The organism is Brevibacterium sp. 239c, assembly GCF_900169365.1.
Classification (GTDB): domain Bacteria; phylum Actinomycetota; class Actinomycetes; order Actinomycetales; family Brevibacteriaceae; genus Brevibacterium.
In genome coordinates this window covers 46,442-66,107 of the sequence record NZ_FXZH01000002.1, presented here as the reverse complement: position 1 = coordinate 66,107, position 19,666 = coordinate 46,442, and the positions used below count along the sequence as shown (strand labels likewise).

21 protein-coding genes are annotated in these 19,666 nt (G+C 62.8%); 13 read left to right on the top strand and 8 right to left on the bottom strand.

Annotation, left to right across the window (positions count from 1 at the left end):
• The first annotated feature begins 54 nt into the window (after positions 1-54).
• The gene (locus BSP239C_RS02130; RefSeq protein WP_101569981.1) at positions 55-3,369 is read left to right on the top strand and encodes a S41 family peptidase; all 3,315 of its coding nucleotides are present in this window, start codon (positions 55-57) and stop codon (positions 3,367-3,369) included.
• 203 nt (positions 3,370-3,572) lie between these two features.
• On the opposite strand, the gene BSP239C_RS02125 is transcribed toward BSP239C_RS02130, so the two are convergent.
• Complete coding sequence (locus BSP239C_RS02125) at positions 3,573-4,214, bottom strand: hypothetical protein (RefSeq protein ID WP_101569980.1); 642 nt, start codon at positions 4,212-4,214, stop codon at positions 3,573-3,575.
• Between the two features lie 277 nt (positions 4,215-4,491).
• Between BSP239C_RS02125 and BSP239C_RS02120 the strand changes: the two genes are divergently transcribed.
• The 5 genes from BSP239C_RS02120 (at position 4,492) to BSP239C_RS02100 (ending at position 9,760) form a co-directional block, all read left to right on the top strand.
• Positions 4,492-5,319 (top strand): enoyl-CoA hydratase-related protein, encoded by an 828-nt coding sequence (locus tag BSP239C_RS02120; RefSeq protein WP_101569979.1) that lies wholly within the window; start codon positions 4,492-4,494, stop codon positions 5,317-5,319.
• Positions 5,320-5,382: 63 nt separating this feature from the next.
• Positions 5,383-6,528, top strand: coding sequence for an acyl-CoA dehydrogenase family protein (locus BSP239C_RS02115; RefSeq protein WP_101569978.1), 1,146 nt, complete (start codon positions 5,383-5,385; stop codon positions 6,526-6,528).
• A gap of 78 nt (positions 6,529-6,606) precedes the next feature.
• A complete protein-coding gene (locus tag BSP239C_RS02110; protein WP_101569977.1) occupies positions 6,607-7,353 on the top strand; it encodes an SDR family NAD(P)-dependent oxidoreductase in 747 nt (248 codons plus the stop codon).
• A 69-nt stretch (positions 7,354-7,422) separates the two neighbouring features.
• Positions 7,423-9,120: an AMP-binding protein gene (locus BSP239C_RS02105; protein ID WP_101569976.1), complete on the top strand. Its 1,698-nt coding sequence runs from the start codon at positions 7,423-7,425 to the stop codon at positions 9,118-9,120.
• The gene (locus BSP239C_RS02100) at positions 9,110-9,760 is read left to right on the top strand and encodes a TetR/AcrR family transcriptional regulator (protein ID WP_180958890.1); all 651 of its coding nucleotides are present in this window, start codon (positions 9,110-9,112) and stop codon (positions 9,758-9,760) included. Before BSP239C_RS02105 ends, BSP239C_RS02100 begins: the two co-directional genes overlap by 11 nt.
• Positions 9,761-9,790: 30 nt before the next feature.
• Here BSP239C_RS02100 and BSP239C_RS02095 read toward each other — a convergent pair whose 3' ends face one another.
• A complete protein-coding gene (locus BSP239C_RS02095; protein WP_101569974.1) occupies positions 9,791-10,546 on the bottom strand; it encodes a pyrimidine reductase family protein in 756 nt (251 codons plus the stop codon).
• Between the two features lie 157 nt (positions 10,547-10,703).
• On the opposite strand from BSP239C_RS02095, the gene BSP239C_RS02090 reads away from it, so the two are divergent.
• The 3 genes from BSP239C_RS02090 to BSP239C_RS02080 all read left to right on the top strand — a co-directional run bounded on the left by BSP239C_RS02090 (position 10,704) and on the right by BSP239C_RS02080 (position 12,110).
• Positions 10,704-11,069: a DUF488 domain-containing protein gene (locus BSP239C_RS02090; RefSeq protein ID WP_101569973.1), complete on the top strand. Its 366-nt coding sequence runs from the start codon at positions 10,704-10,706 to the stop codon at positions 11,067-11,069.
• Positions 11,070-11,139: 70 nt separating this feature from the next.
• Positions 11,140-11,703 (top strand): DinB family protein, encoded by a 564-nt coding sequence (locus BSP239C_RS02085; RefSeq protein WP_101569972.1) that lies wholly within the window; start codon positions 11,140-11,142, stop codon positions 11,701-11,703.
• Positions 11,704-11,753: 50 nt separating this feature from the next.
• Positions 11,754-12,110: a VOC family protein gene (locus BSP239C_RS02080; protein ID WP_101569971.1), complete on the top strand. Its 357-nt coding sequence runs from the start codon at positions 11,754-11,756 to the stop codon at positions 12,108-12,110.
• Positions 12,111-12,200: 90 nt separating this feature from the next.
• Here the strand turns inward: BSP239C_RS02080 and BSP239C_RS02075 are convergent, their stop codons facing one another.
• Positions 12,201-12,410: a DUF5808 domain-containing protein gene (locus BSP239C_RS02075; protein ID WP_101569970.1), complete on the bottom strand. Its 210-nt coding sequence runs from the start codon at positions 12,408-12,410 to the stop codon at positions 12,201-12,203.
• A 177-nt stretch (positions 12,411-12,587) separates the two neighbouring features.
• Between BSP239C_RS02075 and BSP239C_RS02070 the strand changes: the two genes are divergently transcribed.
• Both BSP239C_RS02070 and BSP239C_RS02065 read left to right on the top strand, forming a co-directional pair.
• Entirely contained in the window at positions 12,588-13,265 is a 678-nt protein-coding gene (locus tag BSP239C_RS02070; protein WP_101569969.1) for a TetR/AcrR family transcriptional regulator, read from the top strand.
• Positions 13,262-14,530, top strand: coding sequence for a Cmx/CmrA family chloramphenicol efflux MFS transporter (locus tag BSP239C_RS02065; protein WP_101569968.1), 1,269 nt, complete (start codon positions 13,262-13,264; stop codon positions 14,528-14,530). The genes BSP239C_RS02070 and BSP239C_RS02065 overlap by 4 nt, the downstream gene beginning before the upstream one ends.
• 51 nt (positions 14,531-14,581) lie before the next feature.
• On the opposite strand, the gene BSP239C_RS02060 is transcribed toward BSP239C_RS02065, so the two are convergent.
• Both BSP239C_RS02060 and BSP239C_RS02055 read right to left on the bottom strand, forming a co-directional pair.
• Positions 14,582-14,941, bottom strand: coding sequence for a VOC family protein (locus BSP239C_RS02060; protein ID WP_101569967.1), 360 nt, complete (start codon positions 14,939-14,941; stop codon positions 14,582-14,584).
• 47 nt (positions 14,942-14,988) lie between these two features.
• Entirely contained in the window at positions 14,989-15,588 is a 600-nt protein-coding gene (locus BSP239C_RS02055) for a dihydrofolate reductase family protein (protein ID WP_101569966.1), read from the bottom strand.
• Positions 15,589-15,893: 305 nt separating this feature from the next.
• Between BSP239C_RS02055 and BSP239C_RS02050 the strand changes: the two genes are divergently transcribed.
• Entirely contained in the window at positions 15,894-17,267 is a 1,374-nt protein-coding gene (locus BSP239C_RS02050) for an aldehyde dehydrogenase family protein (RefSeq protein ID WP_101569965.1), read from the top strand.
• A 263-nt stretch (positions 17,268-17,530) separates the two neighbouring features.
• The gene (locus tag BSP239C_RS02045; protein ID WP_101569964.1) at positions 17,531-17,839 is read left to right on the top strand and encodes a helix-turn-helix domain-containing protein; all 309 of its coding nucleotides are present in this window, start codon (positions 17,531-17,533) and stop codon (positions 17,837-17,839) included.
• Positions 17,840-17,850: 11 nt separating this feature from the next.
• Here the strand turns inward: BSP239C_RS02045 and BSP239C_RS02040 are convergent, their stop codons facing one another.
• The 3 genes from BSP239C_RS02040 to BSP239C_RS02030 all read right to left on the bottom strand — a co-directional run bounded on the left by BSP239C_RS02040 (position 17,851) and on the right by BSP239C_RS02030 (position 19,373).
• Positions 17,851-18,231 (bottom strand): hypothetical protein, encoded by a 381-nt coding sequence (locus tag BSP239C_RS02040; protein WP_101569963.1) that lies wholly within the window; start codon positions 18,229-18,231, stop codon positions 17,851-17,853.
• A 197-nt stretch (positions 18,232-18,428) separates the two neighbouring features.
• On the bottom strand, positions 18,429-19,001 hold the full coding sequence (locus tag BSP239C_RS02035; RefSeq protein WP_101569962.1) for an ImmA/IrrE family metallo-endopeptidase: 573 nt from the start codon (positions 18,999-19,001) through the stop codon (positions 18,429-18,431).
• A gap of 3 nt (positions 19,002-19,004) precedes the next feature.
• Entirely contained in the window at positions 19,005-19,373 is a 369-nt protein-coding gene (locus tag BSP239C_RS02030; RefSeq protein WP_101569961.1) for a helix-turn-helix domain-containing protein, read from the bottom strand.
• Between the last annotated feature and the right edge of the window lie 293 nt (positions 19,374-19,666).

Below are 19,666 nucleotides of genomic sequence, written 5' to 3'. Positions count from 1 at the left end.
ACTGCGCCGCATGGGCCGTGTCACCTCGGCGCCCAAGCTTGTAATGTAGGTCACGTGACTCAGAATTCTTACCTCCGGTACCCGCACATCCATGGTGATCTCATCGCCTTCACCGCCGACGACGATGTCTGGATCGCCCCGTCAGCTGGCGGGCGTGCATGGCGTCTGACCTCGGATCATGTCCCAGTCCGCAGTCCGCGGATTTCGCCGGACGGGACACGTGTCGCCTATGTGTCCTTCCGCGACGGGCATCCTGAACTCATGCTCGCCGAGGTGGCCTCCGGGTCCTTGCGACGGCTGAGCTGGTTGGGTGGAACGACTACGACAATGCTCGGGTGGGCCGATGAGCGCCATATTCTCATCGGGTCCAATGCCGGTGAGTTCGAGGTCCGCAACCACGTTGTGAAGTCCGTCGGCCTCGACGGCAGTGTCGAACGCCTGTCGCTGGGTCGGGCCTCGGGTCTGGGCAGACATCACTCGGGCGTGACCGCTCTGTCCACGCCGTTTTCTCGTCCCCCCGCGCACTGGAAGCGCTATCGCGGCGGCACAGCGCCCAGGCTGTGGCTCGATCGGGCCGGTGACGCCTCGGGCACAGGTGCCCAGTGGCAGCGTCTGCTGCGTGAGGAAGCGGCGTCGCTGACCGATCCGATCTGGGTCGGTGACTCGTTGGTCTTCACCTCTGACCGTGCCGCCACCTTCCCGAATCACGCTCATGAGCAGGCGAATCTGTGGATCTGGGACGGTTTGGCCACACAGCCCACGTCGGATCAGGCCGCGACCGGTGAACCGCGGCAGCTGACGTTCCAAACCGAGGCCGAGGGCTATGTCCGCGATGCCACCACCGATGGAACCCGCATCGTGTGGCACAGCCACGGTGATATCCGCATCCTCGACAGTCTCGACGCACAGATCAGGACCCTGAACGTGCAGCTTCCCGGCACTGGGGTGCAGCCGCTCAACATTGATCCCACCTCCAGCACTGTGAGCATCGTCCCGGACCATGGTGGCAACGCCTCGGTGGTGGAATGGCGCGGAAAGACCTTCTGGCTGGCCCATCGCGAAGGTCCTGCACGGGCGCTGTGTGCGGATTCGTCGATCCGCACCCGTGAGCCCGTCGTCGTCGGACAGACCGGACTCGCCGCGTACATCACCGATGTCGAGGGTGAGGACTCGATCGAGGTGCGGGCAGTCTCCGGTGACAAACCGCCTCGGCGGATCGGGGCCGGAGCACTCGGACGTGTCCTCGACATGGCTTCGGATCCTGCGGGGAAGACCTTGGCCACGATCTCTCACGATGGCAGCATCCGCCTCGTCGATGTCGGCAATGGCAGGACTCGTCTGGTGGGCCATTCGGGCTTCGGTGAGGCCAAGACTCCTCGGTTCTCTCCCGACGGCCGCTACCTCGTGTGGTCACAGCCGACTCAGGGCGAGGAGATGCTGGAGAGGCTGATGATCGTCGACACCAAGTCCGACCGTGAGGGTCAGGCGCTGACGAGTGGGAAGTTCAATGACTTCTCGCCGGCATTCACCGTCGACGGCAAATACGTCGCGTTCCTCTCCGATCGGACCTTCGATCCCTCCTACAATCAGCATTCCTTCGACCTGTCGTTCAATGGTGTGACCAGGCCGTGGCTGCTGCCGCTGAGTTCCACCGAACCCGCACCCTTCGGCCCGAGTGCCAGCGGGTGGGCGATCGGTGAGGTCACCGATGAGACCTCGAAGGCGGACAAGGCGAAGGCGGAGAAGACCGTTGTCACCGCAGAGGTTGAACTTGCCGGCGCAGAGGAGAGGATCGTGGCGTTCCCGGTCTCTTCTGGTGTCTTCCGCAATCTGAAGGCGGCCGAAGGCGGAGTCCTGTGGATGCGCACCGGTGATGCCGAAGATGGCGAACTCGGCGACAAGCATTCAGGGGATGCCGGTGAGAAGCCCGGCGAGGTGGTCCAGTACTTCGACTTCACAAAACGCAAGGTCACCACCGTCGTCGACAAAGCCGATGACTATGAGGTGACTGGTGACGGCAAACTCATCATCGTGACCAATGATGGTGATGTCGCGGTGCGACCAGCCACCCGCAAGGTCGAATCCGATGATGACGATACGGTCTCCGTGGACCTCACACGGCTGCGGTTCGAACTCGATCAGCGGGCCGAATGGCTGCAGATGTTCGAGGAGAACTCCCGCATCATGCGTGACCACTATTGGCGTGCGGACATGAACGGGGTGAATTGGGAAGGTGTGACCCTGCGCTGGCGTCGAGTCGCTGCGAAGGCGCTGACCCATGACGACCTCGTCGACATCCTGTGGGAGACCGTGGGTGAGCTCAACACCTCACATGCCTATGTCTCACCATCCAGCCCCCCTGGTGATCAGTCGAAGAAGCTCGGTTTCCTGGGTGCGGATCTGGAACGGACTGAGCAGGGTTGGACGATTGCACGTATTCTTCCTGGTGAGAGCAGCGATCCCGCCGCCAGGTCGCCCCTACGCCAAGCCGGCGTCGGAGCCCGCGAAGGTGATCTCATCGTCGCCGTCAACGGTCAGTCCGTTGACGAAGTCCGCGGCCCGGCAGCCCATCTGGTGGGAGCGGCGGATTCGATCGTCGAGCTCACCCTGCGGCGGGGGCGCAAGGACCGTGTGGTCGCGATCATTCCTCTGGCGAATGAGGAGAAGCTGCGCTACCAGGACTGGGTCCGCTCCCGGCGTGAGTACGTGGCGAAGAAGTCAGATGGTCGCATCGGCTACGTCCACGTCCCCGACATGATGGCCGGTGGCTGGGCTCAGCTGCACCGTGATCTGCGGCAGGCGATGTCTGCCGAGGGCGTCATCGCCGATGTCCGGTTCAACCGGGGTGGTCACACGAGTGCCCTGGTCGCCGAACGCTTCGCGGACAGGGTCATCGCCTGGAACGCGTCCAGGAGCTACGACACCATGCTTCCGGATCCGGAGGATACCCGCCGTGGCCCGGTGGCCTTCCTCGCCAACGAGTTCTCAGGCTCCGACGGTGACATCATCAACGCCCGCGTGCAGGCGAAGGGCCTTGGCCCTGTCATCGGAGTCCGCACCTGGGGTGGTGTCGTCGGCATCGACGGCCGCTACGACCTGGTCGACGGCACCGGCGTGACTCAGCCGCGCTACGCCTTCTGGCTCGAAGGCAAGGGCTGGGATGTGGAGAACTACGGTGTCGATCCCGACATCGAGGTCGAGCATGATCCCTCGCAGCTGTTCAGCGAGGACGATCTGCAGCTCGACCGTGCCATCGCCGAGGTGCTCGCTGGCTTGGAGGATGCACCCGCGGCCCAACCGCCCGAGTTCCCAGCCCCACGGGTCCAGTCGGTGCCGAAGGTGCAGGCCCCAGGCGCGCCCACGGAGTAGGACCGGCGACGGAGCCAACCCTCCGACGAAGCACCAGGACCTGGGCCCGCGCCACCGCTGCAGCCGGCGACGGGACCTGTTCGTCAAGAGTCACTGGCCACGGGCTTCGGTCAGCCGATTACTGTCCGCAAACGGTTTTCACTGTCTGCAGACGTTCGCCCCAGAACGACCAGGCGACCGTTTGCGGACAGCAAATCGGCGTTTCACGCACGCTCACCGTCGACCGGGACGAGCGCCCAGAGGCCGAACGCCAGGAGCACGAATCCGGAGATGATCCCGCTGAAGATGGGAATGAACGCTGGGATCGAGGCGAAGAAGGCGATGAAGCCGGCAATGCCGCACAGGGTGACGACCGTGGCGAGAATATGGAACCGGTTGAGTTTGAACACGTGGCCGAGAGCATAGAAGTGGGTGCCGACGACGAACGCCACCCAGGCCACGCCGAGTTCCGGATGCCCTAAACCGCTCAGCAGGCGCGTACCGCCGAAGAGCGCCAGTGCTTCGATCCCGACGATGATCCAGTAGCTGCGTCCGAAGGGAACGGTCCGACGCGGTCCGGCCGCAGCCTGCCCCTCGGCGGACTCAGCGGACTCAGCGGACTCGACGGACTCGACGGACGTTGCTGAGGAGACCTGGGCGCGCTTCATGCGGCCCAGTGAACGAATCGCGAAGAACACGATGACGGCGAAGGCCGCGATCCCCATGACGAGGACGAGGATACGGCCCAGGGTCGAAAACGATGCGCTGTTGACGATGAGGAACACCAGGCCGAATGCTCCGCCGATGAGGGAGCCGATCTCCGCGCCGGCAGCCGGCTGAGGTCTGGTCTCACGGGGTTGAGTCATCACTGCCCTCTCGATTGTGCACGGATACCACGGGATTACGAGGATCGGTTCTACCATCACATTCTCGCACTCCGCACCGAGTGCTCCCGCGAACCCACAGTAGAAACGGGTGCTGCCGCGAACCCGCAGTAGAAATGAGGATTCACCACTCCCACTTCACCGACTCAAGGGTATTGACCTCAGTACTGAACTAGTGTTCACTTGGAGTGAACTTAGATTCATTTTCTTGCGGGACAGGCTGCCGCCCCCCGTAGGACATCAGCTTGAGGAGGCAAAGATGACAGAGACACACGAACCCGCTGCTACCACACAGGACTTCGAGGACATCCTCTATGAGGTCGAAGAATCCTTCGCGGTCATCACCATCAATCGTCCCGACTCGTTCAACTCCTTCCGTTCCCAGACCGTCGACGAACTCATCGAGGCACTGACACAGGCCTGGGGAGACAACCAGGTCCGCTCGATCATCCTCACCGGTTCGGGAGAGAAGGCATTCTGCGCCGGCGGCGACGTCAAGCAGAAGGCGAAGACCGGAGACTACGGTCCCAGCCGGTACGGCATGTTCCGTATCTCCGAACTCCACAAGACCATGCGCTCTGTGCCGAAGCCCATCATCGCCGCCGTCAACGGTGTCGCCATCGGCGGAGGCAATGTGCTGAACACACTCTGCGACATCACGATCGCTGCCGCACATGCTCGCTTCGGACAGGCCGGGCCGAAAGTCGGGTCCTTCGACGCCGGATACGGAACGGCCTTCCTCGCCAGGGTCGTGGGTGAGAAGCGAGCCCGCGAGATGTGGTACTTCTGCGAACTCATCGACGCCCAGAAGGCCGAGAGCTGGGGGCTGGCCAATGAGGTCGTCGAGGCCCAAGACCTCATGCCACGGGCCAAGGACCGTGCCCGAGCCCTGGGACTCAAGGCGCCCACTGCGCTGCGCTTCCTCAAGCAGTCATTCAACGCCGACAGTGAGATGCAGACCGGTTTCACCAACCTGGCCATGAGCGCCCTGGACCTCTACGCACACTCACCAGAGTCGCATGAGGGCGCGGCCGCTTTCGCCGAGAAACGCGACCCGGACTTCAGCGGCTTCGACAACGCCTACTGAGCCGTACCCAATCCCCGGGACCAGCTCACACAACGACCATCCCACCAGAATTTGAGGATCACAGTGGACTTCGCAATCACCCCAGAGGCTCAATCACTGCTCGACACCGCAGCGACCTTCGAGGAGCGCCTCATCTCCGAGGCACGTGACCGGGAAGCCGCTGGGCAGATCGGGGCTGAGATCACCCAGGAAATGGGTCGTGCCGGACTCATCGCACCTGAGCTCTCAGTCCAGTTAGGAGGGCAGGGCCAGACGAAGGTGACCGCGGGGCTGGTCACCGAGGCGATTGCCCGGGGAGACCTCAACGTCGCGTACCTGCAGGTGGTGGGCTCATTGATGGGCCAGGTCATTGCCCGCAATGCCAGCGCCGAGGTGGCCGAGCACTATTGCCGTCTCATCACTTCAGGTACGGAGACAGTGGCTATCGGGCTCTCGGAGCCGGACGCCGGATCGGACGCCGGGAATCCGCAGACCACCGCCACGCACGACGGTGACGATTGGATCATCAACGGCACGAAGTCGATGTCCCTGGCACTGACCTCGGCGGCCACGGTCATCTTCGCGAGGACCGATCCGAATGCGAAGAGGGGAAAGGGCATCTCTGCCTTCCTCGTCGACCTTGACGCCCCCGGGGTGACCCGCACAGCGATCACCGACATGGGGCAGTCGGCGGTGGCCCGCGGCTCCGTCGACTTCACCGATGTCAGGATCCCTGCCGATCACCTCCTCGGCGCGGAGGGAGCAGCGTTCTCCCAGGTCATGCAGGGATTCGACTTCTCCCGCGCCCTCATCGGACTGCAATGCACCGGCAGCGCGTTGAGGGCTATCGAAGACGCATGGGACTACGTGAAGGGCAGGGAGGCCTTCGACCAGCCGCTGTCGACGTTCCAAGGCGTCTCATTCCCCCTGGCCGAGGCGGAGACGAAGATGGCAGCCGCCAGGCTCCTGTGTCTGAACACCCTGTGGCTCGGCGACGAAGGCCTGCCCCACACCTCACAGGCAGCCATGTGCAAATGGTGGGCCCCGCTCGAGTCCTACCATGCCATCCATCAATGCCTCCTCCTGCACGGCCAGAACGGCTACATGCAGAACCGCGACGTGGAGAAGCGCCTCCGCGATGTGCTCGGCATGCAGATCGGGGACGGAACAGCACAGATCATGAAGCTCGTCATCGCCCGAGAATCAGCCGGACGTGCCTTCGCCCCCTGAGCCACCTCCGTCCTCCGAACCCCGGCCACACATATCCGACATATCTGACAACGACACCATCCGAAGGGACCACATATCATGTCTGAACTGGACTCTCGCATCATCATCGTCACCGGCGCCGCCTCCGGGATCGGCAAAGGGATCGCCACCCGCTTGGCGGCAGACGGTGCCACCATCGTCGTCGCCGACCTCGACGCTGCGAAATCACAGGAAACCGCCTCGGCGCTGGGCAACAACTCCATCGGCCTCGCCGTCGATGTCACCGATCGGGCGAAAGTCGATGCCATGACCACCCAAGTGATCGAGACCTTCGGCCGCATCGACGTGCTCGTCAACAATGCCGGCTGGGACAAGGTCGAACCCTTCATGGAGTCGACGGCCGAGACATGGGACCGCGTCATCGCGATCAATCTGATCGGCACCCTCAACTGCACGCAGTCGGCCGCAGCCCACATGATCGCCGCCGAATCAGGGGCCGTGATCAGCATCGGCTCCGACGCCGGACGCGTGGGCTCGAGCGGTGAAGCCGTCTATTCTGCGGCCAAGGGCGGCATCATCTCCTTCTCCAAGACCTTCGCCCGCGAAGTCGCACGACACAACATCACCTCCAACTGCGTGTGCCCAGGTCCGGCCGACACCCCCTTGTTCGCTGAGATCTCCGAGGACAATCCGAAGCTGCGGACCGCTCTGGAGAAGGCCATCCCGATGCGTCGCCTTGCTCAGCCCGATGACCTGGCCAATGCCGTTGCCTTCTTCGCCCGCCCCGAATCCACCTACGTCACAGGTCAGACTCTCTCCGTCTCCGGCGGGCTCACCATGGCCTGAGCCCTACCCACCGAGTCACCACAACGATCTCCCGCCACCGGCACCAAACCAGAGCAAAGGAGCCCTGACATGCCTACCCGATTCGACACGATCCTCACTGATTCCCTCATTGAGAAACACACCTCGACCGGCGCCTGGAAGAACAAGACGCTGCTCGATCATCTGGACCACTGGACGTCCGAGATTCCCGATTCGGTCGTCTCTCGGGATCCCTATGGAACCCACACATATCGTCAGCTCTCAGCCGACGCCGAGGCGTGTGCGAGGGCGCTGATCGACCTCGGTGTGCAGCCCGGCGAGGTGGTGGGGATCCATCTGCCCAATTGGTACGAATGGCTGGTCATCCACCTCGGCGCACTGAAAGCGGGGGCGGTTACGAACGGCCTCATCCCCATCTACCGCGATCGTGAGATCGGGTACATGGCGAAGAAGTCCGGCGTCGCAGTCCTCTTCGTCCCCAACCGGTTCCGGAAGTTCGACTACCCGGACATGGTCGACCGCCTCAAGAACGATCTGCCTGACCTGCGCCATACGATCGTCCTCGATGCACCCGGCGAAGATCCGTTCACCTCCCGCGAGGGACTCGAACGATGGTCGGACTTCCTCGAACGTGATGGACGGAGCACGGCGGGTTCAGAGCGTACGCCGAGTTCAGAGTCAGTGGGCGCCAGCATCGACTGGAACGCGCGGAGACCCGGCCCCAACGATGTCGGTCTGATCCTCTTCACCTCAGGAACGACCGGTGATCCCAAGGGGGTCATGCACACCCATAATTCGGTGCTCTCGGCCGCCCTTCCCTGGCCGGACCACCTGGGACTCAAGACGGGTTCCGTCGTCCACATGGCGTCGACCTTCGGACACCTCACCGGGTACATGTATGGGGTCTGCCTGCCGCTGCTCATCGGCGGAACCGGCGTGTTCCAGGATGTCTGGAACGGTGAGGAGTTCGCAAAGCTCATCGAAGAGTTCGGCATTGAACACACCTCCGGCGCCACTCCGTTCCTGCACGATCTCATCGACGCTGCCACGACGACGGACCGCGATCTGTCGAGTCTCAGACACTTCTGCTGCATGGGCGCTCCGATTCCACGCGTCATGGTCCAGGAGGCCAAAGAAGTGCTCCCGGAACTCAACGTCTTCGGCGGTTGGGGTCAGACCGAATGCGGACTGGTCACCATGACCGCCCCCGGCGACTCTGATGAGAAGGTCACAAGCACGGACGGTCGGGCGCTTGGGGATATGCAGGTGCGAATCGTCGATCCCCTCCGCGAACCGGTCTCCGCCGGAACGGAAGGAAAGGTCCAGGTCAAGGGCCCGTTTCTGTTCGTCGGGTATCTCAGCGAACCGAACCTCACCGAGGAGGCCTTCGACGGTGACTGGCTGGACACCGGCGATATCGCGGAGATGGACGAAGACGGCTTCATCAAGATCGGCGGACGGTCCAAGGACATCATCATCCGAGGTGGGGAGAACATTCCCGTCGCCTATGTGGAGAACGTCATGTACGAGCATCCCGCCATCTCCCAAGTGGCGATCGTAGCGGTGCCCCACCCCCGATTGCAGGAGATCGCGTGCGCCGTGGTCACCCTCAAAGATGGCCACACATTCACCATGGATGACCTGCGCGAATTCTTCGCCGCCAAGGGCGTGACCAAACACTACTGGCCCGAGGTGCTGCAGATCCTGGATGAGTTCCCACGGACCCCGAGCGGTAAGATTCAGAAGTTCAAGCTCCGCGAGGAAGTGGTCAGCAGGCATGACAAGTGAGACTCAAGACGTCAACGCCGTAGTCCGCGGTGCTCGCGCGGAATACCGTGAGAAGCAGATCGTCGAGGCGGCTGTGAGTCTCATGCAGACGAAGGGCTCACATGCCGTGTCGATGCAGGCGATCGCCAAATCTGCCGGCGTCAGCGTCGGGCTGCTGTACAAATACTTCTCGGACCGAGAGCAGATCTTGCTGGCCGCGATCACCCGAGTTCTCGAGGGCTTCCGTGTGCGCGTGCCGGCAGCCATCGAGGCGAGTGAAGATCCGGTCCATCGGATCATTGCGGCGTTCACCGAGTTCTGTCAGGTCGTCGATGAGCATCGTCAGGCCGTCGTTCTGACCTATCAGACTTCCAGGTCTCTCTCACGCGACGGGTTGGCGTCCATCCAGTCTCAGGAGCTGGCCACTCTGCAGCCGCTCATCGATGTCGTTGGTGAGGCTGTGGACAAGGGTGACCTGTACGAGGTCGACGCCGGCACGCTCGGACACGACCTCATGGCCTTGGCCCATATGTGGGCACTCAAACACTGGTATTTCCAGCAGACGCAGGTCAGTCTCAGCCAGTACATCGACCGGCAGGTTCGCACCGTGGTGCTGAGCAACCTCAGCACCAGCGCGCGGAAGAGAGTGAACCTGAACTAGGGTTCGACGGGCCTGTGACGTTCCAGGCCCCTATGACCCGGCCGGTCGGTAGAGCAGATAGAGAAATCCGTCGTCGGTGCCGAAGAGGGTCGTCAGCTCGAGCTCGACCGGTGGGTCGAACTGGGCGCCGCGCAGGATGTTCGTCTCAGTTCCGGCGACCAGGGTCGGGCTTCGGGTAAGACACAGCTCATCGACACCTCCGGCCTCCACCAGGTCGGTGAACAGCTGCGGCCCGCCCTCGCACATGATCCGGGCGAATCCACACGACCGGAGTTCGGCGATCGCCGCGCCCAGGTCCACAGACGATTGACCGGCCACGATCACCTCGGCGACCTCAGCAGCTTGGGCTCTGGCCGGCTCGGGAGCATCAGCACAGGTAATGAGAATCGTGGGGGCGGATTCGGGAGCCTTGGTGAACAGCGGGGCCGAGAAATCGAGGTCCAGGCTGCGGGAGACCACCGCGATGGGGGCTGTGGGGCTGCGGCCCACCCGCAGATGCCGCCATTGCCGATCATCCTCGGCAGGACCGTAGTTCTCGGTCCTGGCAGTGCCAGCGCCGACGAGGATGACATCTGCCGATGCCCGGTTGAAGGCAAAGAGCTGAGTGTCGATGTCATTGCCCAGGCCGCCGGCGTGACCGGCGATGGTCGCCGCCCCATCGACCGAGGACACGAATACTGCCCGCACCCACTGGTCGACCTCTCGGGGAAATGCCAGGGCCTCGGACAGGCTCACATCCGTCACCTGGTCGGGGAAAAGCCGGTTGATCTTCGGAATCTCCGTCATCGCCACCTCGCTTCAGCACTCTGGTTTTCAAACTTTGAGTCTACGCTCGAGGGGCCCATCGAATGAGTTGTTCGCTTCTGCCTTGCGTCCCCCTTCTTCCGTCCTAGACTGAAATCAGCACGATGGACACCAGCACCAGAGACTGAGGAGGACGATCATGGCAGAGACACATCAGGTTCAGGTTCGTCGGATCTACGATGATCCGGTCAACAGCGATGGCACTCGAATTCTCGTCGACCGCATCTGGCCGCGCGGGATCAGCAAGGACAAGGCCGATCTCGATGACTGGCTCAAGGACCTCGCGCCCTCCAGCGATCTGCGCAAGTGGTACTCCCACGATCCCGATAAGTTCGAGGAATTCTCCCGACGCTACCGAGAAGAGCTCAAGGACGATGACCATGCCGAGGCTCTCAGGGCGCTGAAGGACTATGCGAAGAAGGGCAAACTCACCCTCCTCACCGCGTCGAAGCGCGACGACATCAGCGACGCGACGGTCCTGAAGAAGGTTCTGGACAAGAAGTAGTCGAAAAGCAGTCTCGTTGGCGGCAGCGGCAACGCGAGCGGGCGAGACGGCAACGGAAGAGGGGCATGACATGAGCGAGACCGAACCACATGCACAGGGCACTTTGCCCGATGCGCAACAGAACATCGAACCGGACACACGCGATTGGGCTGACGTGTTGGAGACCGGGTGCGCCGAATGCGGGTTCACCGGCGATGTGGATGTCAGCATGGTCCCGGGTTATGTCTCGGCTTCCGCTGACACCTGGGATCAGGTGCTGACCAGGCCGAATGCCGATATTCGTGTCCGTCCGGATCGCTGGTCGGACCTCGAGTACGCGGCCCATGTGCGCGATATCCTCGACCTGTTCCGCGAACGCACGCAGCTGATCGTCTCCCAATCGGCCCCGACCCTGCCGAACTTCGACGGCGACGCCGTGGCCATCGAGTCCGATTATCGACATCAGAATCCCACCGAGGTGGCCATCGACCTGAGAGCGGCAGCGCTGGCCTATGCGGCTGATCTGGTCCAGATCACCGATGACCAGTGGGATCGCACCGGCTACCGCTCCGATGGACGCGAGTTCACCGTGACCTCATTGACTCGCTATGGGTTTCATGAGCTCAGGCATCACCTGCAGGATGTCGGCGCCTGAATCGGCACAATGCCATTCACAGTCACATGCGGACGCATTAATCTGTTGACATGGGACTGGAATGGGAACAGCTCGTCGTCGATGCCCACGATCCGCACATGCTCGGCCACTGGTGGGCGGAGGCCCTCGGGTGGAGCGTCGTCGATGAGGACGAGGACGAAGTGGAGATCAGAGCCGAGGCACACACTCTCCCCGGCCTTCTTTTCGGAGCCGACCTGGCGACCAAGACAGTGAAGAATCGCCTTCACCTCGATTTCCGACCCGAAGATCAGGCTGCCGAAGTTGATCGACTGCTCGCTCTCGGCGCCCGCCGAGCTGACGTGGGCCAGACTGCGGACGAACCCTGGGTTGTCCTGGCCGACCCGGAAGGCAATGAGTTCTGTGTGCTCTCGTCTCGCAGGAAGTAGTGCGTGGGTGCCTCCGACAGAACAGACCTGGACCCTGTCTGACTGACAACCTCGGTGTCTGAGTGTGGCCCTCGGTGCTTGAACTCGTCCTCAGAAGAAGACGCCCCACACCAAGACGGCGATGACGACGATGACGAACAGCAGCGACCACGGGCTGCCGAAGTTGAGCGACCATCCGATGCCGACACGCTTCGGGATCAGGAATGAAGGATCCTGGGGACAGAAGTAGAAGATTCCGAACTTCCAGTTCGCATCATCATCGCGAAGCTGCTTCCTGCGTTGCCTGCTCACTGTGCTCATGCATGTTCCCTTCCTCGTCGCGGATAGCTCTTCGCGGGCGTCTCACCCGCGATAGTGTCAGAGACCCTTGCCGTCACGGTACACCTGTTGTTGGCCTCCGACGAGGTCAGAACAGCCGAGAGGGTGCCCACGACAGTTTATTGGACAGAGATGTCCAAAATACTTTAGGCTCGCACCATGGGCAGGAAGAGGGCCTTCGACGAGCAGACGGTGATCAGGGCCGCCATTGCCGTCTTCAGCGAGCACGGATACACAGGCACCGACGTCGGCATGGTCTGCGAGCGTGCGAACATCGGCCGCTCAAGCTTCTACAACACCTTCGACAGCCTCGACGCCCTCTTCCTGCGGGCCCTGCGCGACTACACTGCCACGGGAATACCGGCCCGGGAGGAACTGCGCACAGGAACAGCACCGGCCCCGACGCTCATCATGGACCGTCTCGGTGGGGAGCTGGCCGAACAGTGCGAGGACGACCAGCGGATCGGATGCCTGTCGGCCAATACCGCGGCTGAACTCGGCCGCGAGGTCGACGCGGTGTGCACCATCCTCGATCCTGATCGTCAGGCCTGGCTGGATTCGTATCGGCTCGTCTTAGAACGCGGCCAGGTCGAGGGTCACATCCACTCCGAGCTCGATGCGAAGGTTCACGCGGAACTCATCCACAGCGTGCTCGCCGGATTGCGGATCGCCGCTCGGGTCATGCCCGCCGACAATGTCCTGGCTCAGGCGAGCGCGTTCATCGAAGGTCTGTGCACCCCCGAGGGTTTCGCAGCACTGCACGGCCACACGGCACCTCATACGTATGGCCGCAAAACACCCGGACACCCCATCACAACCGAAAGCAGCACACAGTGACGACTTCGACTCCCACCAGAGTCCGTGTCCCGGCGCAGGTCTACCTCCTGGCATCGGTGATCTTCTGCCTCGGCACCAGCGAGTTCATGATCGCCGGCATCCTCGAGCCCATCAGTGCGGATCTGCAGGTCGGGATCCCGCAGGCGGGTCTGCTCATCACCGGGTTCGCCGTGGGAATGATCGTCGGGGCACCGGCAATGGCGCTGCTGACCCTCAAGCTGCCGCGTCGGGCGACGATGATCATCACGATCATCGCATTCTCTGCTCTCCACATCTTGGCCGCGCTGTCGCCGAGCTATTCGATCCTCATGGTCACCCGTGTCCTGGCGGCCATCGCCTGCGGTGGGTTCTGGGCCGTGGCCGCAGTCCATACGACGCGCATCGCCCCCGCCGAGGTGCATGGGCGTGCGCTGTCCAGTCTCGTCGGCGGCCTGACCGTTTCGAACCTCGTGGGCGTGCCCTTGGGCACTTGGTTGGGCACGCAGTACGGATGGCGGGCGACCTTCTGGGCTGTAGCGATCGTCACCGCACTCGCTGCTGTCCTCATCGCCGCGACAACGCGCACTTCGCCCGATGAGCGCAGCGAGTCAAACCTTCACCTACCCACTCTGATCAGAGAGGAGATCCAGGCGTTCAAAGGCCCTCGAATCTGGTTGGCTCTGGCAACGACGGCGCTCTTCCAGGCTTCCGTCTTCGCTGCCTTCTCCTATTTCTCTCCGCTGCTGACTCAGGTCGCCGGCATCTCCCACTCATTGGTCCCCGGAGTTCTGGCCGCCTTCGGCATCGGTGCCTTCATCGGAGTCGTCGTGGGCGGGCGCTTCGCTGATAAGAACATCTTCGGCAATATCATCGGCAGCCTCATCGCCCTCGCCATCAGTCTGTTCGCCCTGTGGCTCGTGGCCGGAAACGGCTGGGCGGCGATCGTCATGATCGTTCTCGTCGGCGCCAGCGGCTTTTCGATCGCCGGGGCCCTCAACGCCCGCGTGTTCCAGATCGCCACCCGGGCACCGACCCTGGCGGCCAGCGTGAACACCTCGGCGTTCAATGTCGGCAACGCCATCGGACCGGCACTCGGAGCCACGGTCATCGCGCTCGGCTGGGGCTTCACAGCACCGGTCGTCGTTGCCATCGTGTTGGCCCTGGCAGCACTCGGGGTGGTTGCGATTGCGATCAGGATCGAGCGGAAGCGTGTGCTTCGCGGCACCGTTTCAGCACCGGTGGACGCAGATCGTTCCCCAGTCGACACCTCCGGCGGCGCCGACTGAGGCCCGGGTCAATCGGCAGGCGGGTTCAGTCGACGCGGACACCTGTCAGAGTCAATCGGCAGGCGGTTGCCACAGTTCAATCCGGTTCCCCTCGGGGTCATGCACCCAACTGAAGAGGCCGACCCCCTCCATCTCCTGGATCTCGTCGTCGACACGGGCGTGGGCCTCGCGCAGTTGGACGAGCATAGCCTCGAGATCGGCCACCCTGAAGTTGAGCATGGTCTGCTGAGACGTGGAGCCGAAGTAGTCGGTATCGGACTCAAACGTGGCAAATACTGTGGGCCCGGCCTCCTGATTCCAGAGTCCGTGATCGCCGAGGTCGACTCCGAGCACGTCCCGGTACCAGGCCTGCAGCTTCTCCGGATCGTTCGCGCGTATGAAGTATCCGCCGATTCCACTCACGTGTTCCATGACGACAACCTAAGCGCGACCCGGCGTGCGGTCAAGCACTTCGCAGCTCAGACAGTGAACTTACGTTCGAAGCACAGAAGGGTCATTCCACCAGGGTGGGGAGTTGCCTCGGTCCGAGTCCATGTCTCCTTGTCGAAGCCCGCGTCGAAGCCCCACAGCGGAATTCCCGCGCCCAGTGTCACAGGCCCGAGCTTGATGATCAGCTCATCGATCTCCGGGCGCAGGCTCGCAGCGAGGGTGCCTCCGCCCACTAGCCAGATGCCCTTGCCAGGTTCGTCCTTCAGCCGCCTGATCCGCTCGATCGGATCGCCGCTGACGATTTCAACGTCTGAATCGAGTGCGGACTCCAGGGTCCTCGAGACCACCAGATGGCGCAGATGAGGGTAGGCGTCCGGCAGTCCGGCGGCCAATCCGAGGTCGAATGATCGCCGCCCCTCGACCACGGTGTCGAAGTGATGCCCGAGGTCGGTGATTCCCAATGCCTGCCGCGCAGGTCCGGGCAACGTCTCCGGATATTCGGAGCGGATGAAGTCGAGGTAGTCGTCGGTGATCGGCCACCAGGAACTCGGGTCGCCCCCATCGGGTCCTGCGATGAAACCGTCGAGAGAGGAGGCGACGAAATAGCTCAGTCTTCGTTGATCGGGCATGATCGCAGTCTAAGCCAGCGACCCCGCCGGGCCGAGATCTTCGCGGCGCGCCATCGTTCGTTCTGGGCCGTGCCCATCGCATGCGCCCTCTGCGAAGCAAAGACCACCGCAGAGGCGTCTCCCCGCGCTGCTGACCGCGCCGAGGATCGAATCGAGGACTGACACGTCCCCCGCGCTCGGGACTGAGCCCGCATTCCGAGAAGAGGAGGAGGGCAAGGCGTGAGACCGACTTGCCCTCCTGGAATGCGCACGTCATTCTTCTTGTTAAGACCACAAGCTGATTCATACGTGCGAAAGGACCATCTATGAGCAAGTTCGCAGTGACAAATGCCAATACCGGTGAAGTTGAGGAGGAGTTCGCCTCCGTCGCCAAGGAAGACATTCCCGGCTACATCGATCGTGCCCATGACGCTCACATGTCGTGGAAGGAGACGCCGCTACATGAGCGCGCCACGATCCTAAGGAAGTTCGCGGACCTCGTCGACGCCAATGCCGATGAGATGACCGACATCATCGGCCGTGAGATGGGCAAGGTCAAGAAGCAGGGGCTCGGCGAGGTCGACAAGGTTGCTCGCACGGCCCGCTGGATGGCCGACAATGCCGCCACTCATCTGGCTCCTACGCATCTCGCCGCCGCCGGTGCAGCCAGCAGCTACGTGCGACACCAGCCGCTGGGTGTGCTGCTGGGCATCATGCCGTGGAACTTCCCTTACAACCAGATCGCCCGCTTTGTGCTGCCCAACCTCATGGTCGGCAATGCGATCATCATGAAGCAGGCCTCGATCTGCCCGAAGTCCTCACAGTACTTCGAAGATCTCCTCACCGAGGCGGGTCTGCCCAAGGGTGTGTACCAGAACATCTACCTCGACAGCTCCCACGCCGAGGAGGTCCTCAAGGACTTCCGCGTCAAGGGCTTCTCCCTCACCGGCTCCGAGGGTGCAGGTGCCTCCGTGGCAGCTATCGCCGCCAAGTACTACAAGCGCGCCGTGCTCGAGCTCGGCGGCAACGATCCTGCTGTCGTCCTCGACTCCGAGGACGTTCCTGCACTCGCCAAGAAGCTCGTCGGCCTGCGTCTGGCGAACGCCGGTCAGGTCTGCACCTCACCAAAGCGCATGATCGTCGTCGATGATCTCTACGACGAGTTCCTTGCCGAAGCCATCAAGGCTGCCGAAGCGACGAAGGTCTCGACCTTCGACGACCCCGACGTCGGCATGGGTCCGGTGTCGTCCGAAGGTGCCCGCGATGAGATCGTGGAAATGATCGACAAGGCCGTGTCCGATGGTGCCACGCTGCACACCGGAGGCAAGAAGCTCGACCGTCCCGGCTGGTTCATGTCGCCGGCCGTGCTCTCTGACATCGATCCGAAGTCGGACCTCGGCTGCAACGAGCTCTTCGGTCCCGCAGTCATGGTCTATCGGGCCAAGGACGAAGAAGACGCTCTGCGTCTGGCCAATGACACCGAATACGGTCTCATGTCCTCGGTGTGGACCGATGACCTCGAGAAGGGTGAGCGTTTCGCTGCCAAGGTCAACGCCGGCATGACGCTGATCAACTCCCACATGGAATCCGGCCCCGAGTACCCATTCGGCGGTATCAACCGCTCGGGCTACGGTCGTGAGAACGCGCAGTGGGCCTTCCAGGCCTTCACGAACGATCACCTCATTCGCGTCCACGCCTGAGCCTGATCCTCGAATCTGCACAGACAAAGATCCCGCCGACAGCTTCCATATTGCTGTCGGCGGGATCTTCTTTTACGAGTGCTGTCTCAATAGCTTCTCGAGTGGACCTCCGTAGTAGCTTCTCAAACCCCCGGAAGCCGCTCGGATCGCTGATTTCCCGTGTTCTGCGGGGTGCGCGGGCTCGACGTTCGCGCGCTCAGGGTGCTCGGATCACCGATGAGCGCGGCCCGGTGCGTCAAAATTCGCGTCAATCTCAAACCCGTTTGAGCGTCTCCAATCGAGTCGAGCTGCTCGCCGGGTACGCCGATGGCGTGCCCGTGCGGGAGCTGGCGACTCGATTCAACGTGCACCGCGGCACCGTGCGCGAGATAGCCCGACAGGCGGGCTTGGCTGCCCGCCGACCGGAGCTGCCGGACCCGATCCGACAAGAAGTAGCCCAGCTTTACGCAGGTGGACTGACGCTCGCTCAGGTCGCCGCGCGACTTGGAATCAGCAACGAGGCCGCGCGCTCGGCGGTGATTGCGGGCGGTGGCACGATCCGCCCCGGCGGTCGTCGCCGGGTCAGTGCCTGAGTCCGCGCACATCACCGGATACCTACCGCGTCCAAGAGAGCACCCTCTTCGGCGTCGTTCGCTAGGCCAGTCAAGCTGGCCCGGTCGACGGCCTCGCGGACACGGGCGCGGATCAGCAGCACAACGCTGATCGGCCCGATCCAGAGCATCTTAAGCATGTTCCATATCGCCCACAACACGACGAGGTGTAGCCAGCCGGGGGCACCGTCCTCGATGAGTTGGACACAGACGTTCGCGATCAGCAGGTACGGGATCGCGAGCAGCATCGCCGGAACACCCCACTTCAAACCGCGCCGGCGGGTGCGGATCGCATCCAGCAGGATGTTGGTCGGCATGTAACGCCGCAAGAAGTAGCGGGTGTGGACGCTCGCAGCCCAGATCAGGCGGATCATGGCACTTGTTCCTCTCCATCGCACAGTGCATCTGATGAGGCAGTGCGTTGACGAGTGACCCTGAGGGTCTGCCGAGACCGGCGCATTACAGAGGAGAAATCTGCCTCAAGATCGAGTCTACGCCCAGGCCCGACAGGAAGGAAGGCACTGGCGAACTGGTGCGGAGCGTAGGCCGATCGTCGGTTGTTGGATCGCAGTTATCGGTAGGAGCTGGGGGTCTTGCCCCACTTGGCGCGAGCACGTTCCATGACCTTGCGGGCGCCGCTATGGTTCATCCTCCAGCGGGCGACAGCGAGGCTGACGTCGTAGGCATCGGCTGCGTCCTCGTCGGTGGCGTTTGCTCGGGCGAGCCGGAAGGCTCCGTCGTTGGGGATCAGCATCTCACCGGAGAGCCAGTCAGCTTCGGCTTCTTGGTCGCCGCCGAGCCCGCACTTCCTCTCATCGGAAAGAGAAACCCCGAACTCATGTTCCAGAACGACGTGGGCGAGTTCGTGGCACATGGTGGTGCGGCGGCGGGTTAAGGGCTGAGCGTCATTCTCCAGGATGACCACGCCACTTCCGTTCGGGATCAACGCACCGGACAGAGCGCTTCCGTCCGCTCGCAAGAAGTGGTCGCGTGCGACACCGTCGAGGTCGCTGAGCTGGACGATTGGAATGCCATACTCAGAGGCGAAGGTGTAGGGATCGAACGGCATGTGTGCGTCGAGACCGATCTCGGCCCGTAGCTCCAGGGCGAGGCTCTTCGCCTCGGTCTTGAATCCTCGACGCACGAGTCATCCCTGGGCCCGTGCACGTTCGATGGTCGCGCCGATCACCTGTTGCAGGTACTTGACGTCTGTCTCACTGAGGTCCTTACGCGCCCGCAGAAGCGGCGCGAGCTGTGCCATGAGATCGGGTTCGCGGGTGTCATCGGCATCGCGCTGTCCCTTGTGCTCGAAGAAGTCCTCGGCCGGGAGTCGGAGCCAGGCGATGATGGTCGCGAAGCCGTCGGTGTCCGGCTTCAGCCCGTTGCCGAGCCGGGAGAGCAAAGAAGGGCTCACACCGATTTCGCCGGCTAATGCTCGCCAGGAGAGTTGCCGCTCTTTTCGCGCGGCGTCGAGCGCGGAGTACAGCCCGGCCGTGTTGATCGTGGTCTTGGCCATACCCCTAGTGTGTCACATCTGCAACGGCTCGTCGCCTCCGACACGTCTGTGTTAGAATTGAAACGTAGCATCGAGTGTGGAACACGGAGGAGGTGAGCAGTATGGCAGGCAAGCGAGGGCGCAGCGCCGTCACGGGACGGTTCGTGAAGCAGTCCACGGTGAAGCGTCATCCGAAGACCACGACCAACGAGAGCACCGGCAAGCGCGGCAAGAAGTAGGTCGCTGAACCGATGCCCGCCTCACGATGTCGGTGGTGTGGGGCAGGCTCAGCGCCACGGAAGACAGTCACAACA